18 protein-coding genes and 2 pseudogenes are annotated in these 26015 nt (G+C 62.5%); 6 read left to right on the top strand and 14 right to left on the bottom strand.

The window, feature by feature from the left end:
- The first annotated feature begins 108 nt into the window (after positions 1-108).
- Positions 109-822, top strand: coding sequence for a response regulator (locus QCE62_RS14170; protein WP_309918913.1), 714 nt, complete (start codon positions 109-111; stop codon positions 820-822).
- Between the two features lie 120 nt (positions 823-942).
- Here QCE62_RS14170 and QCE62_RS14165 read toward each other — a convergent pair whose 3' ends face one another.
- The gene (locus QCE62_RS14165) at positions 943-1629 is read right to left on the bottom strand and encodes an orotate phosphoribosyltransferase (protein WP_309810461.1); all 687 of its coding nucleotides are present in this window, start codon (positions 1627-1629) and stop codon (positions 943-945) included.
- Positions 1630-2171: 542 nt separating this feature from the next.
- Here QCE62_RS14165 and QCE62_RS14160 point away from each other — a divergent pair.
- Positions 2172-4451: an NADP-dependent malic enzyme gene (locus QCE62_RS14160; RefSeq protein WP_309918911.1), complete on the top strand. Its 2280-nt coding sequence runs from the start codon at positions 2172-2174 to the stop codon at positions 4449-4451.
- 169 nt (positions 4452-4620) lie between these two features.
- Here QCE62_RS14160 and QCE62_RS14155 read toward each other — a convergent pair whose 3' ends face one another.
- Both QCE62_RS14155 and QCE62_RS14150 read right to left on the bottom strand, forming a co-directional pair.
- Complete coding sequence (locus tag QCE62_RS14155) at positions 4621-6951, bottom strand: hypothetical protein (protein ID WP_309918908.1); 2331 nt, start codon at positions 6949-6951, stop codon at positions 4621-4623.
- A 379-nt stretch (positions 6952-7330) separates the two neighbouring features.
- A complete protein-coding gene (locus tag QCE62_RS14150; protein WP_309918906.1) occupies positions 7331-10906 on the bottom strand; it encodes an indolepyruvate ferredoxin oxidoreductase family protein in 3576 nt (1191 codons plus the stop codon).
- 345 nt (positions 10907-11251) lie between these two features.
- Here QCE62_RS14150 and QCE62_RS14145 point away from each other — a divergent pair, with 345 nt between their 5' ends.
- Positions 11252-11458, top strand: coding sequence for a hypothetical protein (locus QCE62_RS14145; protein ID WP_309918903.1), 207 nt, complete (start codon positions 11252-11254; stop codon positions 11456-11458).
- Positions 11459-11574: 116 nt separating this feature from the next.
- On the opposite strand, the gene hppD is transcribed toward QCE62_RS14145, so the two are convergent.
- Positions 11575-12678, bottom strand: coding sequence for a 4-hydroxyphenylpyruvate dioxygenase (gene hppD, locus QCE62_RS14140; RefSeq protein WP_309918898.1), 1104 nt, complete (start codon positions 12676-12678; stop codon positions 11575-11577).
- Between the two features lie 146 nt (positions 12679-12824).
- Here hppD and QCE62_RS14135 point away from each other — a divergent pair, with 146 nt between their 5' ends.
- The gene (locus QCE62_RS14135; protein ID WP_309918895.1) at positions 12825-13340 is read left to right on the top strand and encodes an Lrp/AsnC family transcriptional regulator; all 516 of its coding nucleotides are present in this window, start codon (positions 12825-12827) and stop codon (positions 13338-13340) included.
- A 66-nt stretch (positions 13341-13406) separates the two neighbouring features.
- Here QCE62_RS14135 and QCE62_RS14130 read toward each other — a convergent pair whose 3' ends face one another.
- From QCE62_RS14130 to QCE62_RS14090, 9 genes and pseudogenes are all read right to left on the bottom strand, one after another.
- Positions 13407-14072 (bottom strand): GNAT family N-acetyltransferase, encoded by a 666-nt coding sequence (locus QCE62_RS14130; RefSeq protein WP_404987326.1) that lies wholly within the window; start codon positions 14070-14072, stop codon positions 13407-13409.
- 212 nt (positions 14073-14284) lie between these two features.
- Positions 14285-14896, bottom strand: coding sequence for a TetR/AcrR family transcriptional regulator (locus tag QCE62_RS14125; protein ID WP_309918892.1), 612 nt, complete (start codon positions 14894-14896; stop codon positions 14285-14287).
- 72 nt (positions 14897-14968) lie between these two features.
- Positions 14969-15778 (bottom strand): DUF1835 domain-containing protein, encoded by an 810-nt coding sequence (locus QCE62_RS14120; RefSeq protein WP_309918889.1) that lies wholly within the window; start codon positions 15776-15778, stop codon positions 14969-14971.
- 134 nt (positions 15779-15912) lie between these two features.
- Positions 15913-17001 carry a 1,2-phenylacetyl-CoA epoxidase subunit PaaE gene (paaE, locus tag QCE62_RS14115; RefSeq protein WP_309918886.1) on the bottom strand — a complete coding sequence of 363 codons (1089 nt, stop codon included), beginning with the start codon at positions 16999-17001 and terminating at the stop codon, positions 15913-15915.
- A 49-nt stretch (positions 17002-17050) separates the two neighbouring features.
- A pseudogene (paaD, locus tag QCE62_RS14110) lies at positions 17051-17545 on the bottom strand (1,2-phenylacetyl-CoA epoxidase subunit PaaD); the annotation flags it as partial.
- 53 nt (positions 17546-17598) lie between these two features.
- Positions 17599-18396 (bottom strand): 1,2-phenylacetyl-CoA epoxidase subunit PaaC, encoded by a 798-nt coding sequence (paaC, locus tag QCE62_RS14105; protein WP_309918880.1) that lies wholly within the window; start codon positions 18394-18396, stop codon positions 17599-17601.
- A gap of 11 nt (positions 18397-18407) precedes the next feature.
- Positions 18408-18692 carry a 1,2-phenylacetyl-CoA epoxidase subunit PaaB gene (gene paaB, locus QCE62_RS14100; protein WP_309810429.1) on the bottom strand — a complete coding sequence of 95 codons (285 nt, stop codon included), beginning with the start codon at positions 18690-18692 and terminating at the stop codon, positions 18408-18410.
- 30 nt (positions 18693-18722) lie between these two features.
- Entirely contained in the window at positions 18723-19739 is a 1017-nt protein-coding gene (gene paaA, locus QCE62_RS14095; protein ID WP_309918877.1) for a 1,2-phenylacetyl-CoA epoxidase subunit PaaA, read from the bottom strand.
- 227 nt (positions 19740-19966) lie between these two features.
- A pseudogene (locus tag QCE62_RS14090) lies at positions 19967-21445 on the bottom strand (MFS transporter).
- Between the two features lie 193 nt (positions 21446-21638).
- Between QCE62_RS14090 and QCE62_RS14085 the strand changes: the two are divergent.
- Positions 21639-22907, top strand: a complete 1269-nt coding sequence (locus QCE62_RS14085; RefSeq protein WP_309918875.1) for a TIGR03862 family flavoprotein — start codon at positions 21639-21641, stop codon at positions 22905-22907.
- 25 nt (positions 22908-22932) lie between these two features.
- Here the strand turns inward: QCE62_RS14085 and QCE62_RS14080 are convergent, their stop codons facing one another.
- On the bottom strand, positions 22933-24084 hold the full coding sequence (locus tag QCE62_RS14080; protein ID WP_309918872.1) for a class I SAM-dependent methyltransferase: 1152 nt from the start codon (positions 24082-24084) through the stop codon (positions 22933-22935).
- Between the two features lie 168 nt (positions 24085-24252).
- On the opposite strand from QCE62_RS14080, the gene QCE62_RS14075 reads away from it, so the two are divergent.
- Complete coding sequence (locus QCE62_RS14075; protein WP_309918869.1) at positions 24253-25551, top strand: SGNH/GDSL hydrolase family protein; 1299 nt, start codon at positions 24253-24255, stop codon at positions 25549-25551.
- Positions 25552-26015: the final 464 nt, after the last annotated feature.

Genomic DNA, 26015 nt, shown 5'->3' with positions numbered 1-26015 from the left:
GCGAGCGGGATGGCGAGGCCGGTCTTTTCCGAACATTTTGAATGAAAAAATGAATAATTCGATGCAAATTCGCGCGGCACGCAAACCATCCATTTACGGGAGATTTGAATGAGCCAGCGAATAACCGTCATCATTGCAGACGATCATCCAGTGATTTTGTTTGGCGCCACGCAGGCGCTCAGCAAGTTTCCCGAAATCGATGTTGTGGGCCAGGCGCGCCAGTCGACCGAACTCATTCAGCTCCTGCAGAAGACGCCCTGCGACGTCCTCGTGACCGATCTCGCCATGCCCGGTGGCTCGTACGGCGACGGCATGCCGTTGCTCGGCTATATCGGGCGGCAGTTTCCGCGCGTGAAGCTCGTGGTGCTGACCATGCTCGAGAATCCGGCGCTGCTCAAGCGTCTGCGCGAGGTGGGCGTCATGTCCATCATCAACAAGGCCGACGACATGAACCACATCGGCTGGGCCATCCAGCACGTGATGCGAGCCCAGGAGTATCTCGGTCCGTCCGTCAAGTCAGCGCTCGACAGCATGGGCCTCGCCACGAACGGACAGCAGCGCGGTGTGATTCTGTCGAAACGCGAACTGGAGGTCGTGCGCCTGTTTGTCTCGGGCATGACCATTACGGAAATCGCCGCGCAGTTACGGCGCAGTATCAAGACCATCAGCACGCAAAAGAATACGGCCATGCGAAAACTCGGCATCGAACGCGATTCCGAATTGTTTCAATATGCACAGAGCAACGGATTAATGAATCTCTCGGCCTATTCCGGCGACGGCAGTATCGACGATACTCCGATTTCAAGCTCGCACACGCTGTAAGCGCGGTATCGCGAAATAAATAAAAAAGCCGCTGAGTCAGTCAGCGGCTTTTTTTCGGCGTTTTTCTGCCAGCAGCTTTTGCCTGGCTTTTGCTTTTATGCAGCCTTCAAACAGAAACGCTTATTGCGGAGCAGCGGTCGCGCCGCCGTGAGCAGCCGACCATTCGGCGGGCGAATGCAGGAATTTCTCGACTTCGTCCAGCGTCTTGGTTTCGAAGTAACCCTGCTCCTTGGCGACACGCAGGACGTCCCACCACGTGGCGAGCGCGTGCAGGTCGACGTCGATGTCCTTCAAGACCGACACGCTTTCCTTGAAGATGTTGTAGTGGAACAGCACGAAGCAGTGATTCACGGTCGCGCCGGCGGTGCGCAGCGCGTTGATGAAGTTGATCTTGCTGCGGCTGTCGGTCGTCAGGTCTTCGACCAGCAGCACACGCTGGCCTTCCGTCAGCAAACCTTCGATCTGCGCATTGCGTCCGAAGCCCTTCGGCTTCTTGCGGACGTATTGCATCGGCACCATCAGGCGGTCGGCGATCCACGCGGCGAACGGAATGCCGGCCGTTTCGCCGCCCGCGACCGCGTCGATCTGCTCGTAGCCGACGTCGCGCAGGATGGTCGACTCGGCCATTTCCATCAGGCCGCGGCGCACGCGCGGGTAGGAGATCAGCTTGCGGCAATCGATATACACCGGGCTCGCCCAGCCGGACGTGAAGATGTACGGTTTTTCCGCGTTGAAGTGCACCGCCTGGACTTCGAGGAGCATCTTGGCGGTGGTGTCGGAGATCGTCTGGCGATCGAAGCCTGTCATGGGCGAATCCTTGGACTTGATATGACGCTTGCTGAGCGTGGAGGCGGCCGTGAGGGCCTTCGGCGCGGGTTCGGCGCGGGTTCGGTGCAACAGGACCGCTCGACGACGGGCTGTTGACGTGTGCCGCGCGTACCGGCGGGACGAAGCGCTGTGACGCCCGAGTCCCGAACCTTGCGGAGCCAGCCCGAGATTTTACCCGAGGCGGCGTGCCGGGGCGAGGACCCTGGCCGAACGGACGGCCTCCCGGATGACTCCGCCAGAAGGCGCGCCTGGCCGCTCAAATCCGACGAAACGGACACGGCAGGCGCCGGAACACCCGCTGAAAGGTTGCATCGCGTCATTTCAAAAGCGGGGTGTACACTGAACGTCCAAAAAATTCCGAAGGCTCCGTCTGCTCGTCCCATCCGGCCAGCAGCATGTTGCGCCTATCCGGCGCGTCGGGCCTGTGAACCTGGTCCATCGATTCACATTCCCGCATTCACGGTAGCGGTCGACGGCAGTGTGAACCCTGTTCAAATAATTTCCAACGTCTCAGGTCAATCATGGACGAACAACTGAAGCAAAGCGCCCTCGCGTATCACCAGAATCCGCGTCCGGGCAAGATCTCGGTCACGCCGACCAAACCCCTGTCCAACCAGCTCGATCTCTCGCTCGCGTATTCGCCGGGCGTCGCGGCCGCGTGCATGGCCATCTACGACGAACCGCTCGACGCGCAGAAGTACACCTCGCGCGCCAATCTCGTCGGCGTCGTGACGAATGGCACGGCGGTGCTCGGCCTCGGCAATATCGGCCCGCTCGCGGCCAAGCCGGTGATGGAAGGCAAAGGTTGTCTGTTCAAGAAGTTCGCGGGCATCGACGTATTCGACATCGAGCTGGCGGAGACCGATCCGGACAAGCTCGTCGACGCCATCGCGATGCTCGAGCCGACGCTCGGCGGCATCAACCTCGAGGACATCAAGGCGCCGGAATGCTTCTATATCGAGAAGAAGCTGCGCGAGCGCATGAAGATTCCCGTCTTCCATGACGATCAGCACGGCACGGCGATCATTGCGTCGGCGGCGATTCTCAACGGCCTGAAAGTGGTCGGCAAGAAGCTGGACGAAGTGAAGCTCGTGTGCTCGGGCGCGGGTGCGGCGGCCATTGCGTGCCTGGACTTGCTGGTGCACCTCGGCCTGAAGAAGTCGAACACGCTGGTGATCGACTCGAAGGGCGTGATCTATGAAGGCCGCGGCAATCTGGACGCATCGAAGGAGCGGTATCAGGCGAGCACCGACGCGCGCACGCTCGGCGATGCCATGCACGGCTGCGACGTCTTCCTCGGCTGCTCGAGCGCCGGCGTGCTGAAGCCGGAGATGGTCGTGACGATGGCGGACAAGCCGCTGATCCTCGCGCTGGCCAATCCGGAACCGGAAATCCGTCCGGAAGAGGCGAAGAAGGTGCGTCCGGACTGTATCGTCGCGACGGGCCGTTCGGACTATCCGAACCAGGTCAACAACGTGCTGTGCTTCCCGTTCATCTTCCGCGGCGCGCTGGATGTCGGCGCGACCACCATCACGGAAGAGATGAAGCTCGCGTGCGTGCATGCGATCGCCGAACTCGCGGAAGAAACCGATCAGGGCGATGAAGTCGCGAAGGCCTATGAAGGTCACTCGCTCGAATTCGGTCCGGAATATCTGATTCCGAAGCCGTTCGATCCGCGCCTGATCATCAAGATCGCGCCGGCTGTCGCGCAGGCCGCGATGGACTCGGGCGTCGCGACGCGTCCGATCAAGGACATGGACGCCTATCGCGAGACGCTCGGCGCGACCGTGTATCGCACGGGCATGGTGATGCGTCCGGTGTTCGTGGCGGCGAAGGCCGCGCCGGCGCGCATCGTGTTCGCGGAAGGCGAGGACGAGCGCGTGCTGCGCGCCGCGCAGTTCGTCTTGCTGGAGAAGATTGCGAAGCCGATCATCGTCGGCCGGCCGGCGGTGGTGGAAATGCGTCTGCAGAAGATGGGCTCGAAGCTGAAGCCGGGCATCGATTTCGAGATCGTGAATCCGGAGGACGATCCGCGCTATCAGAAGAGCTGGCAGGCGTATCACGAGATCGCCGCGCGCGATGGCGTGACGCCTGAAGGCGCGAAGGCCGCGCTGCGCAAGTTCAACACGCTGATCGGCGCGATCCTGATCCATACGGGCGACGCGGACGGCATGATCTGCGGCCTGATCGATACGTATCAGGACCATCTGAAGTTCGTGGATCAGGTGCTGGGCAAGGCGGAAGGCGCGAACAACTTCGCGGCGATGAACCTGCTGATGCTGCAAGGACGCAATCTCTTCATCAGCGACACCTACGTCAACGAATCGCCGACCGCCGAGCAGCTCGCCGACATGACGATTCTCGCCGCGCGAGAAATCGAGCGCTTTGGTGTGCAGCCGAAGGTGGCGTTGCTGTCGAACTCGAACTTCGGCAGCGTGCCGAGCGCGTCGAGCAAGCGCATGGCCGAGGCGCGCAAGCTGATTGCCGAGCGCGCGCCGACGCTGGAAGTAGACGGTGAAATGCACGGCGATGCCGCGTTGTCCGAGGCGGTGCGCAAGGCGTCGTTCCCGGGCACGACGTTGACGGGCGAAGCCAACCTGCTGATCATGCCGAACGTCGAAGCGGCGAACATCACCTACAACCTGCTCAAGATGGTGAGCGGTGAGGGTGTGACGGTGGGACCGTTCCTGCTGGGCGCCGCCAAGCCGGTGCATATCCTGACACCGGCCGCGACCGTGCGGCGGATCATCAACATGACCGCGGTGGCGAGCGCGAATGCGAGCGTCGCGAAGGCGAAGTAAGGCGGTTGGGTTTTGGTGAGGTGAGGTGAAAAACGGCGATCCGGTTGACCGGATCGCCGTAGCGACTAGGGACCGAAATGCGAGTCGTAAATCAAAATTTCGCGCCCACCATAGTTAGCGATACGGCTTGCCGCACGCATTGAACACGAACAAAAAAACGTTTCACAAATCAAAGTTCACGAATCTTCCGAACGAGTGAATCGGTGCTGAGAGACGGTGCAGCCAAGATCTGCTCGACGCGAGCCGCCTGTCTACGTACGGGATGAACAATATCGTTCGCGATGGTGACGAATCCCTCTACCTCTAACGTCCTGACCACACTCTCAACGTAATCGGCGACGCCATGATGGGTAATGCCGCGGAAGAAAGACGCCATTTTTCTTCCTCCACCCGCCTGTTTGTAAAGCTTCCGAAGAACGGTCATTAGTGCTTTTAGTTGTGCCGGTAGATTAGATTGCAAGACTGCGTTATTCGTTGCCATGTCATCAAAATTTTCGACCGTACAATCTAAAAAAATGTCTCTCGGTAAGCCTCTCTCGTCGGCAATGCCGATCGCCCGCACTACAAGGCAATTGTGGAAACTAATTCCTCCAGTGATGCTGTCTGCGTTTACTGTTAGCTCTGATATGAGGCAGTCTCGGAGGGTAAGACCTTGGACGACGACATCGTCGAGATTCATTCTTCCAAAGGTTGCCGAGGAAATCTCCAAGCCTCTGAAATCAACTTCTTGCAGACCTTCCTGAAGCGCAACACCGATAATCACGGAAGTCAAATCTGCGAGTGCCTGATAATCCTGAGGCTTGCTTGATGACTGTCGAGAGAGCGACTGAGCAACGGAAATGAGCGTCGAAGTTTGATATCCGTCGCGCTTCAGCAGATGCACAGACATTGACACGGCTTTAGCGGACAATTCGGCAATTGGAAGCGAATAGTTGTCTTTAAAATTATCGACTACCAGTTTGTGAAATGCTTTGCCTTGCAACGCTGCCAGCATGTCTTCATCCACGAACGACCGCGAGCCAGGGTCCTGCTCCCTTTGCGTGAGGCCCGGCAACCGCTGTAACTGCGCCAGCACTCCCTCCCCAGCGGATTGACCCGTCTCTGCGAAGAATGCATCAGACAAGTCTGTACCAGTGATTGGTCCGGAGCCTGACGATCGACCGCGAACCGAGAATGCCAGTCGCTCCATGACGGACAAGAGAGTTTGAGCCTCCATGGTTGCCGATTCTAACCCGGCTTCGCGCTCAGTAATTCTTGTTAAGAAAGTATCCCAAGCGTGCCCAAAACCAACCGAACCGTCAATCTTGGTCACCTCACCAATGAGATCCTTCTGTATCAAATATCCTAAAAGCAGCGGCTTACGCGGGAGCCAATCTGGCAATTCTTTCGAAACACCATTTTTGTCGAGGAACTCACGAACGCCGCTTTCTGTGAGTTCGCCCAGCCTGAAAACCTTGCATTTCTTCCCGCTGATTGATAACGCAGAAGAAATTTCGGCTTCATCGTCGAAATAATGATCACGCCCGCAGATTAGCACACCGATACCAGCGGGCACTTTCGACAGAAAGTCGCGAACGCCTGTAAGAGCCTCGCGACGCGCTTCGCGCATGAAAGTTTTATCATCTTTGCGGATAATTGACTGTGCCGCTACCTCGTCAAACCCATCTAGGAGTAAGTTAGCCATGCCTGAACGCCAAGCGACGGTCAGATCTTCACGCGGAGAATAGCCGATTGATCTTGCGTGGCGCTCTAGCATTTCGTCAGCGTATGGTTGAGCCCAATGCTCACGCAGATTGAGCGCGAGTGGGACGGGTAAATCTTTGCCTGTCTTGAATTCCTCGGCCAATCTGAGAAATATCTGTCTCGTGGTGATGCTTTTTCCCGCACCGAATGGGGCGAGGAGGAAAGCAATGCCACCGGAATTAATGCAATCAAGCAATTCTTGAAGATTCGATTGTCGGCTCAGAGAAAAGCTGAGACTCCGGTTTGATGGTTTATCTGCGATGAGTGTTATAGGCAGTTCAACATACTTTGCGTCATCAATCGTTATAGAATCCGTGTAAGGGTCGCGAGCCGAACCAAACGCTGCTTTGCGGCGCAATGTTAGATACTTCAATCCGTCAAAAGCGCGACGGCGGAATTGCTCCAAAGTGATCGTCGTGATTTTGTTCTTCTTGGCTACTTCGATGTGTTGAGCGTCAAGTTGTTTTTCGGTTATCAACCATTTTGATACAGTGATAGCACTCTTATTTTCGACCGTCTCCGCAGCATTCAGCTTCTTGGCGTCCGCTCTGACCTTCTCTAATCGAGTGCTGGTCGTAGCCATTAACAAATGCGTAACGTCTCGGAGGCGCGCAATTCCGTCAAGTTCCTTTATGACCGGGTCGTTCTCGTAATGTGAAGGCTGACACTCCCCGGGCGCAAGACCCCAAACTGCTTCAGCAGCTTGACGCACGTTAGCCTCGAACTGCATATTGTGCTTGTATTCGGCTTCACTCATCGCTTTCTTGTTTTTGAGATCGGAGCGTTGATTTTACATGCCAAACGGGTTGTGTAAAATTATGTGTGACGCTTGGATAGAGTCGAAAATTTGAGCAGGCTCGCCGTCGCTGTCGGAATACGCTAGATAGTCGCTAAGCTATGCCAGCGGCTTGGCTGATCCTGCTGTTTGTTCGAATGCCCACTGAAGATTCCCCTGCTACGCGATTAACGAGCTTGAGGTGTAAATTGCAGTGAGATCGGCAATTTGGGGCGGGAGGTGAGTCGGGCGTTATTGAGATCGAGTAATAACGTTTGCACTCAAAATAGGCGCCGAAGAAGGAAGAAGCGGATCCCAGACATGGATCCGCCTCCACAACAATCGTCACCGATGCACACCATCAGGCAACTTGCTGCCTCTCGTCAATCCTCCAGTCCGCCAGCAACTTCTCCCACTTCACCTTCGCGGCCTTCACGTTGTTTTCCTTGATGTGGCCGTAACCGCGCATCGCGTCGGGCAGGCTCGCCAGTTCGATCGCCAGCGGCACCTTCTCGACCGTGAGCCCGTCGATGATTTCCCGCACCAGCGCCTCGTACTCCCCGATCAACGCTCGCTCCATCTTCCGCTCTTCGGTACGACCAAACGGATCAAGCCCCGTGCCGCGCAGGAACTTGAGCCGGGCGAGCACGCGCATCGCGGACATCATCCACGGGCCGTATTGTTTCTTGACCAGATGCCCGTGCGCGTCCTTCTTCGACGTGCTCGGCGGCGCGAGATGCATCTTGATCTTCCAGTCGCCTTCGAAGCTGCTCTTCACTTTCTCGATGAACGCCGGGTCCGCGTACAGCCGCGCGACTTCGTATTCGTCCTTGTAGGCCATCAGCTTGTGCAGGTTCTTCGCGACGGCTTCCGTCAGCGCATACTGGCCGTCGCCCATGCCCAGGCTCGCTTCGGCCGTGCGCACTTCCGCGACGATCCGCCCATAACGCGATGCATACGCGCTGTTCTGGTACTTCACGAGATAGTCGAGACGCTTTTCGATCAGGCTGTCCAGCGCCTTCGGCGTGTGCAGCGCGACCACCTTGCCCGCTGCGCTGTCCATACCGCGCTGTCCCTGCGTGAGCCGCTGCACAGCGTCGATATCGTGCGCCGCGCGGCGTCCCCATTCGAACGCGGCGAGATTCTTCTCGACCTGCACGGCGTTCAGCTCGATTGCGCGCATCAGCGATTCATGCCGCAACGGCACCCAGCCCTTTTGCCACGCGTAGCCGAGCACGAACGGATTGGTGTAGATCGCGTCGCCCATCAGCGCGACGGCAAAACGGTTCGCATCGACGAGCGCCACATGCTGGCCCGCCGCCGCGCGAATATCCGCTTCCGCGCTCGCGCCCGGAAAACTCCAGTTCGGGTTCTTGATGAAGTCGGCGGTCGGCGTCTGCGCGCTGTTCACGACGACGCGCGTATGGTCAGGCTGCATCCGCGAGCCGCATTCGTTGCTCGCCGTCACGATCGCGTCGCAGCCGATCACCAGATCCGCCTCGCCCATCGCGATGCGGGTCGCATGAATGTCGGCCGGACGGTTGGCGATCTGCACATGGCTCATCACCGCGCCACCCTTCTGCGCGAGACCGGTGACGTCGAGCACCGTGACGCCCTTTTGCTCCAGATGCGCCGCCATGCCGAGCAGCGCGCCGATCGTCACGACGCCCGTGCCGCCCACGCCCGTCACCAGCACGCCGTACGGCCGCGCGATCTCGGGCAGTTCGGGTGTCGGCACCGGGGGCATCGCATCGGCGCCGACGCTCGTCGCCTTCGGCTTCTTCAACTGCCCGCCCTCGATGGTGACGAAGCTCGGACAGAAGCCGTTCACACACGAATAGTCCTTGTTGCAGGTCGACTGGTTGATCTGCCGCTTCGTGCCGAATTCGGTTTCCAGCGGTTCGACCGAGAGGCAGTTCGACTTCACGGAACAATCGCCGCAGCCTTCGCACACCGCCTCGTTGATGACGACGCGCTTCGCCGGATCGGGGAACGCGCCGCGCTTCCTGCGGCGGCGCTTCTCGGTCGCACAGGTCTGGTCGTAGATCAGGATCGATGTGCCTTGCACTTCGCGCAACTGGCGCTGGATGTCGTCGAGCACGTCGCGGTGATGCACGTCGATGCCCGGTGCGAGACCGGTCGTCGCGGTGTATTTCTCCGGCTGATCCGTGACGATGACGATCTTCGCCGCGCCTTCCGCCGCCAATTGATGCGTGATCTGCGGCACGGTCAGGACGCCGTCGACGGGCTGGCCGCCCGTCATTGCGACCGCATCGTTGTAGAGGATCTTGTAGGTGATGTTCACCTTCGCCGCGATCGCCGCGCGAATCGCGAGCAGGCCCGAATGGAAGTAGGTGCCGTCGCCGAGATTGGTGAACACGTGCTTGTCGTTCGAGAACGGCGCCTGTCCGACCCACGCGACGCCTTCGCCGCCCATCTGGCTGAAGGTGCTCGTGTTGCGGTCCATCCAGACCGTCATGTAGTGGCAGCCGATGCCGGCCATCGCGCGCGAGCCTTCCGGCACGTTCGTCGAAGTGTTGTGCGGACAGCCGGAGCAGAACCACGGCTTGCGCTCAGCTTCTACGCGCGGCCGTGCCAGCGCCTTTTCCTTCGCGTCGATCACCGCGAGCCGCGTCGCGATGCGGGCGCGCACGTCGGCGGGCAGATCGAATTTCTCGAGACGCGTGGAGATGGCCTTCGCAATGATCGCCGGCGACAGTTCGTAGTGCGCGGGCAGCAGCCAGTTGCCCATCGGCACGGACCATTCGCCGCCCGCGCCGTCTTTTTCGTCGAACTTGCCGTAGACACGCGGGCGCTGGGCGTCCGGCCAGTTGTAGAGCTCTTCCTTGATCGCGTATTCGAGAATCTGGCGCTTTTCCTCGACGACCAGAATTTCCTCGAGACCGCGCGCGAATTCATGCGCGCCTTGCGCTTCGAGCGGCCAGACGCAGCCGACCTTGTACAGCCGGATGCCGATCTGCGCGCAGGTGGCGTCATCGAGACCGAGATCGGTGAGGGCCTGGCGCACGTCGAGATAGGCCTTGCCGCCGGTCATGATGCCGAAGCGCGCATGCGGCGAATCGATCTCCACCCGGTCCAGCTTGTTTGCCCGCACATAGGCCAGCGCGGCGTACCACTTGTAGTCGAGCAGACGCGCTTCCTGCACGAGCGGCGGGTCCGGCCAGCGGATATTGAGACCGCCTTCGGGCATCGCGAAATCGGTGGGAAGCACGATTTGCGTGCGATGCGGATCGATATCGACGGAAGCAGACGATTCCACCACGTCGGTCACGCATTTCATTGCGACCCAGAGGCCGGAGTAGCGGCTCATGGCCCAGCCGTGCAGGCCGAAGTCGAGATATTCCTGCACGTTCGACGGAAACAGCACCGGCAGGCCGCACGCCTTGAAGATGTGCTCGGACTGATGCGCCAGGGTCGACGACTTCGCGGCGTGGTCATCGCCGGCGAGCACCAGGACGCCGCCGTGCCGCGCCGATCCCGCGGAATTGCCGTGCTTGAAGACATCGCCTGAACGATCGACGCCGGGGCCCTTGCCGTACCACATCGAGAACACGCCGTCGTACTTGGCGCTCGGGTAAAGATTGACCTGCTGCGAGCCCCATACGGCGGTGGCGGCGAGGTCTTCGTTCACGCCCGGCTGGAATACGACCTGATGGCCGGCGAGATGCTTTTTCGCCTTCCAGAGGGACTGGTCGAGACCGCCAAGGGGAGAACCGCGATAGCCGGAAATGAATCCGGCCGTGTTGAGGCCGGCGGCCTTGTCGCGTTCCTGTTGGAGCATGGGCAGGCGCACCAGCGCCTGGATGCCGCTCATGTACGCGCGGCCGCGTTCGAGCGTGTATTTGTCGTCTAGCGTGACGGATTTCAGCGCGGCTTCTAGCGAAGCTCTTTGTTCTGCGTCTAGCGGGGCGTTCATTATGTGTCTTCCTCCACCCGAGGTTTGGGATCACCAAAGCATGTTTCGGGCCGTCCGCGTCTTGTGAACGCTCGGCCGCGACTTCCAGTGTGCCGATGCGACGGTTTTTCCGGCACTGGGGCAAACCCGTTTGAAATTACTCAACTAGCAGCGCTTTGCGTCAAATCCTTGACGATTTGGCGGCAAACGGGAAGGTTTTGTTACAGCATGTAAAACCGACCTTGCTTTGGAACCCTGCTGTTCAATCATGTCTAAAATGGCGCTTCCGGTATTTTCGCGCCGTTCCTTGTGCGCGCATTTTCATCCGGAAGCAAGCAGTACATATGCGGTTAGAAGGAGATAACGATGAAACAACGCCACATTCAGAATTTCTTGATGGTCTCGACCGCCTTTTTCGCGATCAGCGCGCCGGTCGGCGCGCGGGCGCAGGGTGCGTCGCCATTCGGGGCGTCGTCGGTTGCACAGGTCGCGCAGGCGCGCGTTCAGTCCGTTCAGGCAGGCGCTGAGAAGCGCCGCGCATCGGAAGGCAGCGACGACGAGACGGCGGGCTGATCCGCTCGCGGGATTCGTCCGCCGGGACGGATCGCTGAAAATGACGAAGGGGCATGAACCACTCAGGTTCATGCCCCTTTTACTTGACGTTGCCAGTGGCTCGATTGCGCGGCAGCTTAGCCGCCTGTCGTGTCCTTCAGCACGCCGCGGCGCATCTGATCCAGTTCGATGGATTCGAACAGCGCCTTGAAGTTGCCCTCGCCGAAGCCTTGGTTGCCCTTGCGCTGGATGATCTCGAAGAAGATCGGTCCGATCTGGTTCTCGGTGAAGATCTGCAGCAGGATTTCGTCCTTGGTTCCGTCGATCAGGATCTTGCGAGTCTTCAACTCGGAAACCGACTCCACATGCCCCGGCACGCGCCGGTCGACCAGTTCGTAATACGTGTCGATGGTGTCGAGCAGCGCAATGCGCGCGCTGCGCAGGCCGTCGACGGTCGTGTAGATGTCATCGGTGCCGAGCGCGATGTGCTGAATGCCTTCGCCGCGATAGGCGTCGAGATATTCCTGAATCTGTCCGGCGTTCTCCGAGCCTTCCTCGTTGATCGGAATGCGGATCTTGCCGCACGGCGAGGTCATCGCCTTGGACTTCACCGCCGTCACCTTGCCCTCGATGTCGAAGTAACGCACCTCGCGGAAGTTGAACAGCCGCTCGTAGAACTCGGCCCATTCGACCATGCGGCCGCGATGGACGTTGTGCGTCAGGTGATCGATATAGGTCAGGCCATGGCCGGCCGGATTCTGCTCGGCTCCGGGAATCGGCTCGAAATCGACGTCATAGATGCTGATGTCGCCGATGCTGCCCGGCTGCGCGCCGTTCTTGCCGCGCCAGCGGTCCACGAAATAGATCAGCGAATCGCCGATGCCCTTGATGGCCGGGATGTTCAACTCCATCGGACCGGTCTTGTTGTCGAAACCCCAGGCGCCGAGTTCGAGCGCGCGCTGGTAGGCCTTGGCGGCATCGGCGACGCGGAAGGCGATCGCGCAGATGGACGGGCCGTGCAGGCGGGCGAAGCGTTGCGCGAACGAGTCGGGCTCGGCGTTCACGATGAAGTTGATGTCGCCCTGGCGATACAGCGTGACGTCCTTGTGGCGATGCTTCGCGATGGCCGTGAAGCCCATTTGCTCGAACAGCTTGCCGAGCGCGACGGGGTCCGGCGCGGTGTACTCGATGAATTCGAAGCCGTCGGTGCCGACGGGATTCTCCCAGGTCGTTGCGGTCATGCGGTGTCTCCGGAAATTCGTTCTGCGCGAATGCGCGACGTGGAGACAGTTTAGTCATGGCGATGCGGCAAAAACTTGCGAAACAAATCGCCAATTCATAGACTTGCGCTAGTTCATGCCGGGAAAACACAGACAGGAGCCAGAAAATGGCCGAAGCAGAATCGGACTCCGAACTCGACACGATAGACCGGCGCATTCTGGCGATCCTCCAGGAAAACGGCCGGCTGTCCAATCAGGAGATTGCGGAGCGCGTCAATCTTTCGCCGAGCCCGTGCTTGCGGCGCATCCGGCGGCTGGAGGAAAGCGGCGTGATTCGCGGCTATGTGGCGCTGCTCGATGCGAAGAAGCTTGGCCTCGGCCTGCTGGCCTACATCAACGTGCGGCTCGAGAAGCGCGGCGGCACGCAGGCCGCGGCGGGTATCCCGAAGACGCCGACGCACGGCGACCTGTTCCGCGAAGCAGTGCGCTCCTGGCCGGAAGTCGTTGCCTGCGACGCGATGACGGGCGAGATGGACTTTCTGCTGCGGGTGCAGGTGCGCGACATGGAGGACTTTTCCCGCTTCGTGCAGGAGCAGTTGCTGCACCATCCGTCGGTCATCGATGTCAGGTCGAGCTTTTCGCTCGAGCGAATCAAGGAAACGACCGCATTGCCACTGCGTTGACCCGTGCCGAAAAGCACAAGGGCGGCCGGAGCCGCCCTTGCGTGCGATAAGCGATGCGGTCTGGAATCAGGCCGCGTCCGCCGTCGGCATGAACGCCTGGAACATCTGCGACGCACGATGCGCCTGGCGCTTGATGGCGTAGTCGAATACGGCGGCTTGCTCCTGCAGCATCTCGGTCATGATGCTGTTCTGGTCGGCCGGCGCGAGCGACAGATAGGCGTCCGCTTCACCATACGCATATTCGATCTTCATGCCCGACTTGCGGGCGATGTGCATCATCGTCGAATTGCGCGACAGGCAGTGCATGTAAAGCACCGAAACGTGCGTGTTGCGGCTGCGCATGGCGGCACGCTCGAACAGCTTCGAACCGACACCGCGCCCACGCGCGCTTTCCAGCACCGACACCCCGAATTCCGCGGTGCGCTTGTCGCCTTCGGCAGGCAGATAGGCCAGATGGCCGACGCCGATCAGTTCCAGCGCATCGCCGAACACGCCGAATACCTTGTCGTTCGAAAAATTGATATTGCGCACGTAGTTCTCGATCACGTGATCGGGAACCACCTGACCGAAGCGCAGGAGACGGTCATCTTCTTCGAGGGCGAGGAAGTGGCTGAGCAGGCGCTCGCGATCGGCGGAAGAAAGCTCGCGGACGAGAACCGGCGGACGCGCGTCAGTCAGCGGCGGATCGTTCGGCACGATCTGCTCGGCGGTGCGGTTGAGGGTCAGTTCCACGGCGTTTCTCCTTCATTCGTCATGCAGCATGCTGCAAAGCAAGACAAATTTTAACGGAATCCGCGGAAGCGAGTACGGGAAAACCCTAAATCGGACTAGGTGAGCCGTTCTAAACGGATGCTAAAATTCGATGTAGTCGATAAAAATCAATGAGTTAAATGACGTTGGCGGAAGACCGCGATGCTTTCTGTCGAAATGCTGCTTCGCAGCAATCAAACGTTTGGCTGACCGCCCAGGCCATGCTCGATCATGTCCACGACCTGATCGGCGAACTCGCGGTAGCCGAGCTTGCCGCCTGGTTTAAGCCAGGTGAAGGTCCAGTTGATCATGCCGAAGACCATCATCGTGAGCGCGGTCTGGTTGTCTCGCGATGCGCGCTTCGGATACGCCCGCGCCAGCTGGCGCGCGAACGCGGCAACGATATCGCGCTGACGATCCAGGACGATCTGGCGCTGTGCTTCTTCCAGATATTTCACGTCGTTGAGGAGCGCGACGTGGCGGCTATGCGAGGTCTCGTATTCGGCGAGGAACGCCCGCACCAGATCGGCGAAGGCTTCGCGCTCGCCGAGACCGCGCCGCTGGCTCGCGCCTTCCACTTCCGCGATGATCAGCATCAGCCGCTTGGTGTAGCGGTCGAGCAGATCGAACAGGATCGCTTCCTTGCTCTCGTAATAGTGGTAGAGACGGGCCTTGGACGTGCCGCTTGCCGCGGCCAGATCGGCCATCGACGTGCTGGGGTAACTCGTCTGGGCGAATTTCGCGGCGGCGAGTTCGAGAATCTGTTCGCGTTGGGATTCGTGATCGGCTGCTTTGGTACGGGCCATGTGTCGTGATGGTGCGTTCTTATGGATTCGATGCCGCTTTTATGCCGCTTCGATGCAGATTGCAGATGCGCTTTAGCGGCGCAATTCGGCCTGGGCGATGTCGGACGGCGTGCCCCGAATCTTCAGCCGCCCTGCGACGACGAGTTCGCGCAGGCGCCAGAACGCGACGGAATCGGAGAGCAGGAAGTCGAAACGCTGGCCCATCGCTGCACCCGCGATCCGCCGTGACGGTTGCCATTCGGGGCTGGCGAGATCGAGCAGCGCTTCGTCGACGTCCAGCCAGGTGCCCGATACCAGCATGTTGTCGCGCAGCCGGCGCGTTTCGGCGCTGGCATATTTCGCTTCCTGCCATTCGAGCGCAAGGCGGCTGATGCGCAGCACGGAAATCGGCGCGGCGGTCGGCAGCTTCGCGAGCAACTGCTTCGGCGAAAACATGCCGACAGCGGTCGCGCGGTCCGGGCGTCCAACAAATCCGGAAGAGCCGGAAGAGCCGTCTTCCGCGCCGGTCTGCAGATCGTCGTGCGACAGCTTCGCCTCGTTGAGGCGCTGGGGCACGTTGCGCAAATAGAAAGCGGTGCGCCGCAGCGTCAGTTGATCGGCGGCGCTCTGGCCATGCCATACGACGACCTGCGCATCGCCGCGAGTGAGGCGATCGAGCACGCCGAGCTGTTCCTCGAGCTGCTCCTCGAAATCCATCGCGCTGTTCAGGACCTGGCGCCAGAACGCGGCGCGCGTGAGCGCGGAATCGTCCACGTCGCGGATGGGGCCGACCGCCAGATCGTCGCGCAGCGTCACGACGCGGTCTGCGCGTTCCGCGCGGAGCAAGGCTTCGGTGAGGGACTGCGCCGCGCTGTCGCCATTGACGACGTGAATCGTGTTCATGGGTGTCGGAATGCCGGAAAACTGAGGGAACGCTCGAAGAGAGCGATCCTAGTTTACGCGAATCGACTCCCGTCCGGCGGCCGCATGTCCGTCCCGGTGCGCGACAGACCGCTCATGCCTGCACTCAACCCGGATCAGCGTTCGTCGAAACTCACGACCACGCGCTCGCTCAGCGGATGACACTGGCAGGTCAACACGAAACCGTCATCGATCTCGTGCTGTTCGAGCGTGTAGTTCTTGTCCATTTTCACTTCGCCTTCCAGCACCTTCGCGCGGCACGTGCAGCACACGCCGCCCTTGCACGCGTACGGCAGCGCCAGTCCCGCCTTCAGGCCGACGTCGAGCACGCTCACGCCTTCGTACGGCAGGCGCAGCTTGCGTTTCTTGCCGTCGATGATCAGTTCCAGGTCCGCCGCCGGCGTGTTCTCCGTGATCTCGACCGGCGGCACGCCCGCCTGCGGCAGCGGCGTGCCGAACCGTTCGACGTGAATCTGCTTCGGCGGCACACCGGCGTCGTTCAACGCGGCTTCGGCCGCGTCCATCATCGGGCTGGGGCCGCAGATGAAGGCCTCGTCGATGTCCTGAGGCGAGAGCAAGGTCTCCAGGAAGGCTTGGCACTTCGCCTGATCCAGCACGCCGTTGAACAGCTCCACGTCCTGCAGGTCGTCCGACAGCACGTGATACAGCGCGAACCGCTCCATGTAGCGATTCTTCAGGTCTTCGAGTTCCTCGGCGAACATGATGGCGTCGACGCTGCGGTTGCCGTAGACGAGCGTGAAGCGGCTGGTCGGCTCCGTATCGAGCGTCGTCTTGATGATCGCCAGCACCGGCGTGATGCCCGAGCCGCCCGAGAACGCCACGTACTGTTTGGCGTGATCGGCGTTCAGGTGCGTGAAGAAGCGCCCGTCGGGCGTCATCACGTCGATCTCATGGCCGGGCTTGAGCGTTTCGAACGCGAAGTTCGAGAACCGTCCGCCGCGTACCCGCTTGATGCCGATGCGCAGTTCGCCGTCGCGGTCATAGTCGGTCACGCCGACACAGATCGAGTAGGAGCGGCGCGTCTCCTCGCCGTCGATATGCGTCTTCAGCGTCACGAACTGCCCTTGCGTGAAGCGGAACGCGTCGCGCAAGGCCGGCGGGACGTCGAACGAAACGGTGAACGCATCGGCGGTTTCGGGGCGCACGTCGCGGATGCGCAGCGGGTGGAATTGCGGAGTCGCCATCGTTATCGGCTCGCTTTCAATGAGATCGGATTGAATCAGGGGCCGCGGTTCAGTACGGCTTGAAATAGTCGAACGGTTCGCGGCAATCCACACAGCGGTACAGCGCCTTGCAGGCCGTGGAGCCGAATTGCGACAGCTGCTCCGTGTGCGTGGAGCCGCAGCGCGGACAGGCGACCGTCTCCTTCGTGCGCGGCATGGCGCGAGGCACGAAACGGATCGGCTTCTCCATGACGGCGCAGCTCCCCGATGGCGGCGCGATGCCATAGCGCCGCAGCTTGTCGCGCGCTTCCTCGGTGATCCAGTCGGTCGTCCAGGCCGGCGCCAGCACCGTCTCGATGCGATGCGCGCCCAGCCCGGCATTGCCGATCGCCAGCGCGATGTCTTCCGCGATCTGCCCCATCGCGGGACAGCCGGAGTAGGTCGGCGTGATCACCACTTCGAGCACGCCGTCGCCGCCTTGACGCACGTCGCGCAGGATGCCCAGTTCGCGGATCGACACCACCGGGATCTCCGGATCGGGCACCGCTTCCAGCACCGACCACGCATGCTGGATCGTCGCGTTCATGTCGGCGCGGGCGGGGACGCTGGCGGCGTTCATTACCAGCTTGCTCCGGGATGCTGCCGCGCCAGGCTCTGCATTTCCGCCAGCAGATAACCCATGTGTTCCGAGTGCGTGCCTTGCTTGCCGGTGGAGACATGACGCACTTCCGCGGGCGCTACGAGCGTTGCTTCTTCCAGCGCCGAGGCAAGCTGCGCGCGCCACGACGCTTCGAAAGCGCTGGCCAGCGGCGCGATGCCCGCATCGGCCACGGCCTGTTCGATGGCATCGGTGGCGAAGAACTCGCGCGTGTACGGCATCAGGTAGTCGAGCGCCGCCTGCGTGCGCCGATGCGATTCGTCGGTGCCGTCGCCCAGGCGCACGAGCCAGTCGCGCGCGTGGTGCAGGTGATAGCGCGTTTCCTTCAGCGACTTCGCCGCGATCGCCGCGAGCTGGGTATCGCCCGAGGTTTGCAACGCCGTCCAGACCTCGGCCATCAGCGCCGAGTACAGGAAGTTGCGCACGATCGTCACTGCGTAGTCGCGTTCGGCGCGCGCGGTGCCGGCGAGCGGGCCGAAGTGCGGCAGCTCCGCCAGCGTGTAATTGGCGAACTCGCGTTCCGTGCGGAAGTAGGCGTAGTCGTCTTCGGTCTTGCGGGCGCCGTTGAGCGCGGCGTCGAGCGTCGCCGCGTGCGAATAGAGCAGACGCGCCTGGCCGATCAGATCGAGGCTGATGTTCGCCAGCGCGATGTCTTCCTCCAGCGCCGGGCCGTGACTGCACCATTCGGCGTTGCGCTGGCCGAGGATCAGCGCGTTGTCGGCGAGGCGCAGCACGTAGGCGAGATGTTCCTGAGTCATGTCCCGCGCCCTTACATGTGGTTGATTTCTTCGGGCAGCACGAAGAATGTCGGATGACGGTAGATCTTGTCGCCCGCCGGCTCGAACAGTTCGCCCTTGTCCGCCGGATCCGACGCCGTGATCGCCGCCGACGGCACCACCCAGATGCTCACGCCTTCCTGGCGGCGCGTGTACACATCGCGCGCCATGCGCAGCGCCGCGCCCGCGTCCGGCGCGTGCAGGCTGCCGCAATGTTTGTGATCCAGTCCCTGCTTGCTGCGCACGAACACTTCCCAGATCGGCCATTCCTTGTTCATCGTTCCATCTCCTGTTTCTCGTCGTCCGGCTCAGGCCGCTTGCTTTTGAGTTCGCGCCCGCTGCTTCTCGGCGTGGGCCAGCGCGGCTTCGCGCACCCACGCGCCCTCGTTGTGCGCCTTCACGCGCGTGGCGAGCCGTTCCTTGTTGCACGGACCGTCGCCGTTGACGACGCGCCAGAACTCGTCCCAGTCGATCGCGCCGTAGTCGTGCGCACCGCGCGCCTCGTCCCATCTCAAGTCCGGGTCGGGCAGCGTGACGCCCAGGATGCGCGCCTGCTCGACGGTGGCATCGACGAACTTCTGGCGCAGATCATCGTTCGAGATGCGCTTGATGCCCCACGCGAACGACTGCCCGCTGTGGATCGAATCCTTGTCGCTCGGGCCGAACATCATCAGCACCGGCCACCACCAGCGGTTGACCGCCTGCTGCACCAGATCCTTCTGCGCCTGCGTGCCTTTCATCATGGCGAGCAGCGCGTCGAAGCCCTGGCGCTGATGGAACGACTCCTCCTTGCAGATGCGGATCATCGCGCGGGCGTAGGGCCCGTACGTGCAGCGGCAGAGCGGGATCTGATTCATGATCGCGGCGCCGTCGACCAGCCAGCCGATCACGCCGACATCGGCCCATGTGGGCGTCGGGTAATTGAAGATGCTCGAATACTTGGCGCGTCCGGCGTGCAGCGCGTCGACCAACTGATCGCGCGAGACGCCCAGCGTTTCAGCGGCGCTGTAGAGATAGAGGCCGTGGCCGGCCTCGTCCTGGACCTTGGCCAGCAGGATCGCCTTGCGTTTCAGGCTCGGCGCGCGGCTGATCCAGTTGCCCTCGGGCTGCATCCCGATGATCTCCGAATGCGCATGCTGGGAAATCTGCCGCACCAGCGTCTTGCGATACGCCTCGGGCATCCAGTCCTGCGCCTCGATCTTGCCGTCGGCCTGCATCACGGCGTCGAAGCGGGTCTGGTCCGCGCTTTGATCGGACGAGGCGGGCGGCTTGCCGGACGAGGCATCCGGCGCGGGACTGGGGATATCGAGGGATTGGGTGTACATGGCGGCACTCGCGCTCAAGGAAATCGCAGTGGGGAGATTATAAACCGACCGGACGGTCGGTGAATGATTTTTCCGAACGGGCTGGGGTAAATCCGCATGCGTGGGGAGGGATGAGGCGGATGCGCCGGTGCGGACGCAAAGGGGGGACGGCGGAAGGAGAGAAAAGCGGAGACGAATGAGCGGCGGCGATTGCCGCCGCTCGAAATGCAGAAGAAGAGGCTGCCGACTCAGCGCGCCTGTTGCGCGGCGAAGTCTTCGGCGTCGACGTCATAGCCCGACGGTTCCCAGCGCACCGCGAACAGCGCGACGAGTCCGGCGAGCGGCGCCACCGCGATGATCCAGAACACCTTCGTGCCGAGCGCCGCGGACAGCACGGGGAACAGGAACAGCGAGACGGTCGAACTGGCGCGCATCAGGGTCTGATTGAACCCGACGCCGACGCCGCGCAGCGAAGTCGGATAGCTCAGCGACGCGAAAGTCATGCTGTGCGAGCCCGGTCCGACGCCTTGTCCAAGCAGGAACGCGGCCAGGAAGCCGATGGCGAGCACGACTTCGGCGCCGCTCGAAGGCTTGCCGACGATCGCGAGCCCGACGAGCGCGGCCAGCTGAAACGCGTAGCCGACCACCGACAGCTTCCAGGCGCCGTATTTCGGCACGGTGCGCACCGAGAACAGGCCGCCGGCGAACGCGAAGCAGAGATTGAGCGCGAGCGAGGCAAGAATGGTCGTGAGCATCGACTGGGCGAGGAAGCTCGAGATGATCACCGGCAGGCCGAACGCGACGGCGTTGTACGCGAACGAGGAAGCGATCGCGATGACGGTCGCGAGCACGGTGCGGCGCAGATAGACGCCGCGCAGCAGCGCGCCGTAGTTGCTCCACGTCGCGAGGCGCGCCTTGGGCGGGGCGACGGGCGTGTCGGCGACGCGGGCATCGATGCCGTACGAACGCTTGAGGATGGCCGCCGCGCCCTTGAGATCGCCCTGGTTCGCCGCCCAGACCGGCGATTCGCTCATGTAGCGGCTGCGGATCACGATGATCGCGATCGCCGGCACGGCGCCGAAGCCGAGGATCAGGCGCCAGAGCCAGCCGGCGTTGTGTGCAGGCAGGACGGCATACAGGCCGAGCACGAGCAGATACGAGATGCTGATCGCCGCGTACCAGACAGGTCACCACATCGCGACGCGGGCGGCCTTGTTGCCGCGGCCCTGCAGCCGCGAGAACTCGGCGAGGAAGGCCATGGCGACCGGCAAATCGATGCCCACGCCCAGCCCCATCACGAAGCGCGCGCCGCCGAGCGTCCAGGCATTGGGCGCGAGCGCGCAGGCGATGGCCGCGACGACGAAGAAGAACATGTCGGCCATGAAGACCCGATAGCGGCCGATCTTGTCAGTGAGATAGCCGCCGAGGAACGCGCCGATGATCGCGCCGAACGTGATCGCGGACGCGACGAAGCCGGCGCCGGTTGGAGTCAGCGAGAATTCCCGCGCGATGTCCTTCATGCCGAAGGCGAGCGCGCCCAGATCGTACGCATCGAGAAAGATGCCGCCGAGCGCGATCGCGACGACCACGCGTGCATCGCTGCCGACGGCGGCGCCGTGGTTGACGAGGCGGGAGACATCGGCGGCGCTTTCGATGACGGGGCGCGGATCGGCGGCGCGGGCTGAGGCGCTGGTCGAGGCGGGCTCGGGCGCGAGGGATACGGACATGGTCGGTCTGATTTTGAAAAAGATTGTTGATGCAACGAATCGCGGGATCGTACTGGGCCGGGCGGGAGCGCCCAAATTCTTTTTTGTTATTTAATGACTTACGAGCGGCAAGCGGGGCGGCCGGGGGGCAGCGCGAAGCGTCCCGATTCCCGGGTGCGACAATGTCGCTCCTATTCGTTCTTGACCATCCAGCATGTCTTCAGCCGACAACATCGAATCGAGCGGCGTCGCGGTCGCGGTCGTGGGCGGCGGCCCGGCCGGGCTCATGGCTGCCGAGGCGCTCGCGGCGGGCGGCGCGCGTGTCGATGTGTACGACGCCATGCCTTCCGTCGGCCGCAAGTTCCTGATGGCGGGCAAGGGCGGCATGAACCTCACGCATTCCGAAACTGCCGAGGCGTTTCTCTCGCGCTACGGCGCCCGTCGGCCGGATATCGCGCCGCTGCTCGCGCGTTTCGACGCCGCCGCGCTGAGGACGTGGGTGCACGGACTGGGTGTCGAGACTTTCGTCGGCAGTTCCGGGCGCGTTTTCCCCACCGACATGAAAGCCGCGCCGATGCTGCGCGCCTGGCTGCATCGGCTGCGCGGCGCGGGTGTGACGTTCCATATGCGTCATCGCTGGCTCGGCTGGGCGGAAGACGGCGTGTCGGCGTCGCGATTTGCCACGCCCACCGGCGAGAAACAGGTTCGTCACGATGCGCTGATCCTCGCGCTCGGCGGCGCGAGCTGGCCGCAACTCGGTTCGGACGGCGGCGCTTTGCCGCTGCTCGCGGCGCGCGGGGTGGAGGTGCGGCCGTTTCTGCCGTCGAACTGCGGGTTCGATGTCGGCTGGAGCGAGCACTTCAGCAGCCGTTTCGCGGGCGAGCCGCTCAAGTCGGTCGCGATTGGTCTGCCGGGCACGGATGGTGAAACCGCGTGGCGCGTCGGCGAGTGCCTGGTCACGGCGCAGGGCATCGAGGGCAGTCTGATCTACGCGCTGTCGGCGCCGATCCGCGAGCGGATTGCCGCCAGCGCAGGCGAGGGCGCGACGGTGCTGCTGGATCTCGTGCCGCAGCTTTCCGCCGAACGGGTGCGGGACGAAGTGCTGCGTCCGCGCGGCGCGCGGTCGATGTCGAGCCATTTGCACAGCCGGCTGCACCTGACCGGAGTCAAAGCGGGGCTGCTGCGCGAGTGCCTGACCAAAGACGAATTCGCCGATCACGACATCCTCGCCGAGCGCATCAAGGCGCTGCCGCTGCACCTGCTGCGCCCGCGGCCGATCGCCGAAGTGATCAGCAGCGCGGGCGGCGTGGCGTTCGAGTCGCTCGACGCGCGCTCGATGCTCACCGCGTTGCCCGGCGTGTTCTGCGCGGGCGAGATGCTCGATTGGGAAGCGCCGACGGGCGGCTATCTGCTGACGGCGTGTTTCGCGAGCGGTCTCGTCGCCGGCGAGGGCGCGCTCGCTTGGCTGGCCGGGCGCGGCTGAGCGCCGAAGCCGCCAGGAGATGAGACTAGGCGGCCACAAGACGCCAGAGCGACGTCACTTCCGCGGCACGCGCGGCGTGCAGCGGATCCGTCTTGTCGGCGGCACGCGGATGATGCGGCTTCACGTCGATGCGTCCGTCCACCTTCAGGCCGGCGGCATCGATCCATCCCTGCAACTGCGCGCGCGTGCGCAGTCCGAGATGCTCGGCGAAGTCGGACAGGATCAGCCAGCCTTCGCCGCCAGGTGTGAGATGCGCGGCGAGGCCGTCGAGGAAACCGCGCAGCATGCGGCTGTCGGGATCGTAGATCGCGTGCTCGATCGCGGCGCTCGGGCGCGCGGGCAGCCAGGGCGGATTGCAGACGATCAGCGGCGCGCGGCCGGCGGGAAATAAATTGGCTTCCGTGACTTCGACCTGACGGCCAAGTCCGAGCCGCGACACGTTCTCGCGGGCGCAGGCGAGGGCGCGGGGATCGAGTTCTGTCGCCACCACGCGCTCGACGCCGCGTCGGGCGAGCAGCGCGGCCAGCACACCCGTGCCGGTGCCGATATCGAAGGCCAGTTCCCGCGACGGCAACGGCTGGTTCGCGACCAGCTCGACGTACTCGCCACGCACCGGCGAGAACACGCCGTACCACGGATGGATGCGCGCGCCGAGCGCCGCGATCTCGACGCCCTTCTTGCGCCACTCGTGCGCCCCGACCAGCCCGAGCACTTCCCGCAAGGACACCACCGACCCCTCGCCGGATGCCGGACCGTACGCTTCCTCGCAGGCCTCGCGCACGTCGGGCGCGCGGCGCAACGGAATGGCGTAGTGCTCGTCGAGCGGCAGCACGAGCATCGCCAGGGTGCGGGCGCGTTGCGACTGGGCGAGGCGGTGCAGATTGAAGGTATCGACCGGCGAGGTTTCCGGCGCGGCTTTCCTGGCCTTGCGCGGCTTGTTGTCGATGCGGCGCGCCATCGCCTGCAGAAGCTGCCGGGCGTTCTGGAAGTCGCCGCGCCAGATGATTGCCGTGCCTTCGCAGGCGAGCCGGTAGGCGTTATCGGCGGTCATCTGGTCATGTCCGATGACCACGCGTTTCGGCGGCGAGTTGCCGCTTTCCGATCGCCAGTGGGCCGAGCGGCTTTCGCCGTCCTCTTCCCAGTCGAGTCGCTGAGGAACAGTGGTTTTTGATTGCATATCGATGAGCCTGCGAGCCGTCCGGAGCGGACGGCGAAAAATGAACTGGCTGCATTGTGAGGCCAAACCGGACGTTCCGTTCCCGCAGGCGAAGGTTTCGCACGAATCGCGCCGTGGCGGATCCGGCGCTTCAGGCACAATCGATCCTTTTCCGCACGCCTTCGCCGAATGAAACGCCCTGTTCTCACCGCGATCTGCGCGGCTGCGCTGCTCGCGCAATCCCTCTTCGTTCCGCACGCCTTCGCCGCCGACACCGCCGAGCCGTCCGCCGGCGAGCACTGGGTCAGCGCGTGGGGCACGGCGCTGCAGGCCATTCCGCAACTGGCGAACTTGCCGCCGCTGTACCGCGCGCCGGAGGTTGGCGGACGGACCGTTCGGCAGGTCGTCTATCCCCAGGCCGACGGCAAGCGGGTACGCCTGCGTATCAGCAATACCTTCGGGACGGAGCCGCTGGTGGTCGACGCGATGAGTGTCGCGCGATCGGCGGGCGGCAGCGGCGCGGCGCTTCGTCCGGGCAGCGCGCGGCCGGTGCTGTTCGGCGGGCAAAAGAGCGTGACCGTGGCGCCGGGCGCCCAGATCACGAGCGATCCCGTGGAGTTCGCCGTCGATGCGCAGCAGCCGCTAGCCGTGAGCATGTTTGTGGGGAAGGACCAGAAACTGGTCGCGTGGCATCGGATCGCGAGCCAGGTGAATTACGTTTCGACGCCTGGCAACCATGCCGACGACAGTTCCGCCGGCGCGTTCCGCACGCGGTTCACGCAGTACGCGTGGCTGACGAATGTGGCGGTGGAGAACGCGTCGGCGCACGCGGTGGTGGCGATCGGCGATTCGATCACCGACGGCATGCGCTCGTCGCTCAATGCCAATCGCCGCTGGACCGATGCGCTCGCGAGGCAGATCGCGCGGAAGGATGGCTCGCAGACGGCGGTCGTGAACGCGGGCATCAGCGGGAATCGGCTGCTGAGCAACTCGCCCTGCTACGGGGAAGCCGTGGTGAGCCGTTTCGAGCGTGATGCCTTGCGTCAGCCGGGCGTGCGCGCGGTGATCCTGCTGATCGGCATCAATGACATCAATTTCATGGCGATGCCAGCGCATGCCGGCCTGGATTGCGACGCGCCCCATACGGAAGTCAACGCCGATGCGCTGGTCCGCGGCTACCAGCGGCTGATTGCGCAGGCGCACCAGCGCGGCGTCAAGATTTATGGCGCGACGCTGACGCCGGCCTCGCTGCCGCCTGAGCGGGAGGCGATCCGCACGGCAGTCAACCAGTCGATCCGGGCGAGCCGCGCGTTCGATGGCGTGATCGACTTCGATCAGGCGCTGCGCGACCCGGTGCACCCGACGGCGTTGCAGAAGCGGTACGACAGCGGCGATCACATTCATCCGAGCGACGCGGGATATGCCGCGATGGCCGCTGCGGTCCCGCCTGAATTCGTCATGAGCACGGCCAAACCGGCGCAGAAATGAAGCGTTTGCAAAAAAGTTGCTTCATCACCTTGTCATCCGCGTTTGCTTGGCCTACTATTCAGCCCCTCGTCGCAAGACGTTGGGCCGCTGCGAAACGGGCGGCGTCCAAGTCGGCAAATTTTGAAGCGAAAGCCAAAAAATAGTGTTGACAAGGAGAAAAAGATTCCTCATAATCTCGTTTCTCTGCTGCTGATGCAGCGACGCAAGACGGAAGTGCAGTGGTTCTGTTCTGCGATGTGCTCTTTAAAAACTAACAGCCGATAAGTGTGGGCGCTTGATGCGGGTGCGGCCGGTTCTTTGAATCGGTAATAGCAAAAGTATCAAGAGTCTCACACGAAGTATCAGAGGAAGGTTTATCTGTCTTCGGACGGATTAATCATCGTCAGTACGTTGAGTGAGCGACCGGTTTCGAAAGAGACCGAAAACAGTAACAGGTATTGAACTGAAGAGTTTGATCCTGGCTC

The sequence above is a fragment of the Caballeronia sp. LZ033 genome, from assembly GCF_031451265.1.
Lineage (GTDB): Bacteria > Pseudomonadota > Gammaproteobacteria > Burkholderiales > Burkholderiaceae > Caballeronia.
Note: the sequence above shows the minus strand (reverse complement) of the source record. Positions and strands in the feature narration are given on the sequence as shown.

Bases quoted from the DNA above. Each gene is read 5' to 3' on its own strand.
- paaB (WP_309810429.1), bottom strand. From the start codon at position 18,692: ATGAACAAGGAATGGCCGATCTGGGAAGTGTTCGTGCGCAGCAAGCAG.
- QCE62_RS14135 (WP_309918895.1), top strand. From the start codon at position 12,825: ATGGCCGAAGCAGAATCGGACTCCGAACTCGACACGATAGACCGGCGC.
- paaE (WP_309918886.1), bottom strand. From the start codon at position 17,001: ATGGCGACTCCGCAATTCCACCCGCTGCGCATCCGCGACGTGCGCCCC.
- hppD (WP_309918898.1), bottom strand. From the start codon at position 12,678: ATGACCGCAACGACCTGGGAGAATCCCGTCGGCACCGACGGCTTCGAA.
- paaC (WP_309918880.1), bottom strand. From the start codon at position 18,396: ATGACTCAGGAACATCTCGCCTACGTGCTGCGCCTCGCCGACAACGCG.
- QCE62_RS14170 (WP_309918913.1), top strand. From the start codon at position 109: ATGAGCCAGCGAATAACCGTCATCATTGCAGACGATCATCCAGTGATT.
- QCE62_RS14120 (WP_309918889.1), bottom strand. From the start codon at position 15,778: ATGAACACGATTCACGTCGTCAATGGCGACAGCGCGGCGCAGTCCCTC.
- paaA (WP_309918877.1), bottom strand. From the start codon at position 19,739: ATGTACACCCAATCCCTCGATATCCCCAGTCCCGCGCCGGATGCCTCG.
- QCE62_RS14165 (WP_309810461.1), bottom strand. From the start codon at position 1,629: ATGACAGGCTTCGATCGCCAGACGATCTCCGACACCACCGCCAAGATG.
- QCE62_RS14085 (WP_309918875.1), top strand. From the start codon at position 21,639: ATGTCTTCAGCCGACAACATCGAATCGAGCGGCGTCGCGGTCGCGGTC.
- QCE62_RS14155 (WP_309918908.1), bottom strand. From the start codon at position 6,951: ATGAGTGAAGCCGAATACAAGCACAATATGCAGTTCGAGGCTAACGTG.
- QCE62_RS14145 (WP_309918903.1), top strand. From the start codon at position 11,252: ATGAAACAACGCCACATTCAGAATTTCTTGATGGTCTCGACCGCCTTT.
- QCE62_RS14125 (WP_309918892.1), bottom strand. From the start codon at position 14,896: ATGGCCCGTACCAAAGCAGCCGATCACGAATCCCAACGCGAACAGATT.
- QCE62_RS14150 (WP_309918906.1), bottom strand. From the start codon at position 10,906: ATGAACGCCCCGCTAGACGCAGAACAAAGAGCTTCGCTAGAAGCCGCG.
- QCE62_RS14160 (WP_309918911.1), top strand. From the start codon at position 2,172: ATGGACGAACAACTGAAGCAAAGCGCCCTCGCGTATCACCAGAATCCG.
- QCE62_RS14080 (WP_309918872.1), bottom strand. From the start codon at position 24,084: ATGCAATCAAAAACCACTGTTCCTCAGCGACTCGACTGGGAAGAGGAC.
- QCE62_RS14075 (WP_309918869.1), top strand. From the start codon at position 24,253: ATGAAACGCCCTGTTCTCACCGCGATCTGCGCGGCTGCGCTGCTCGCG.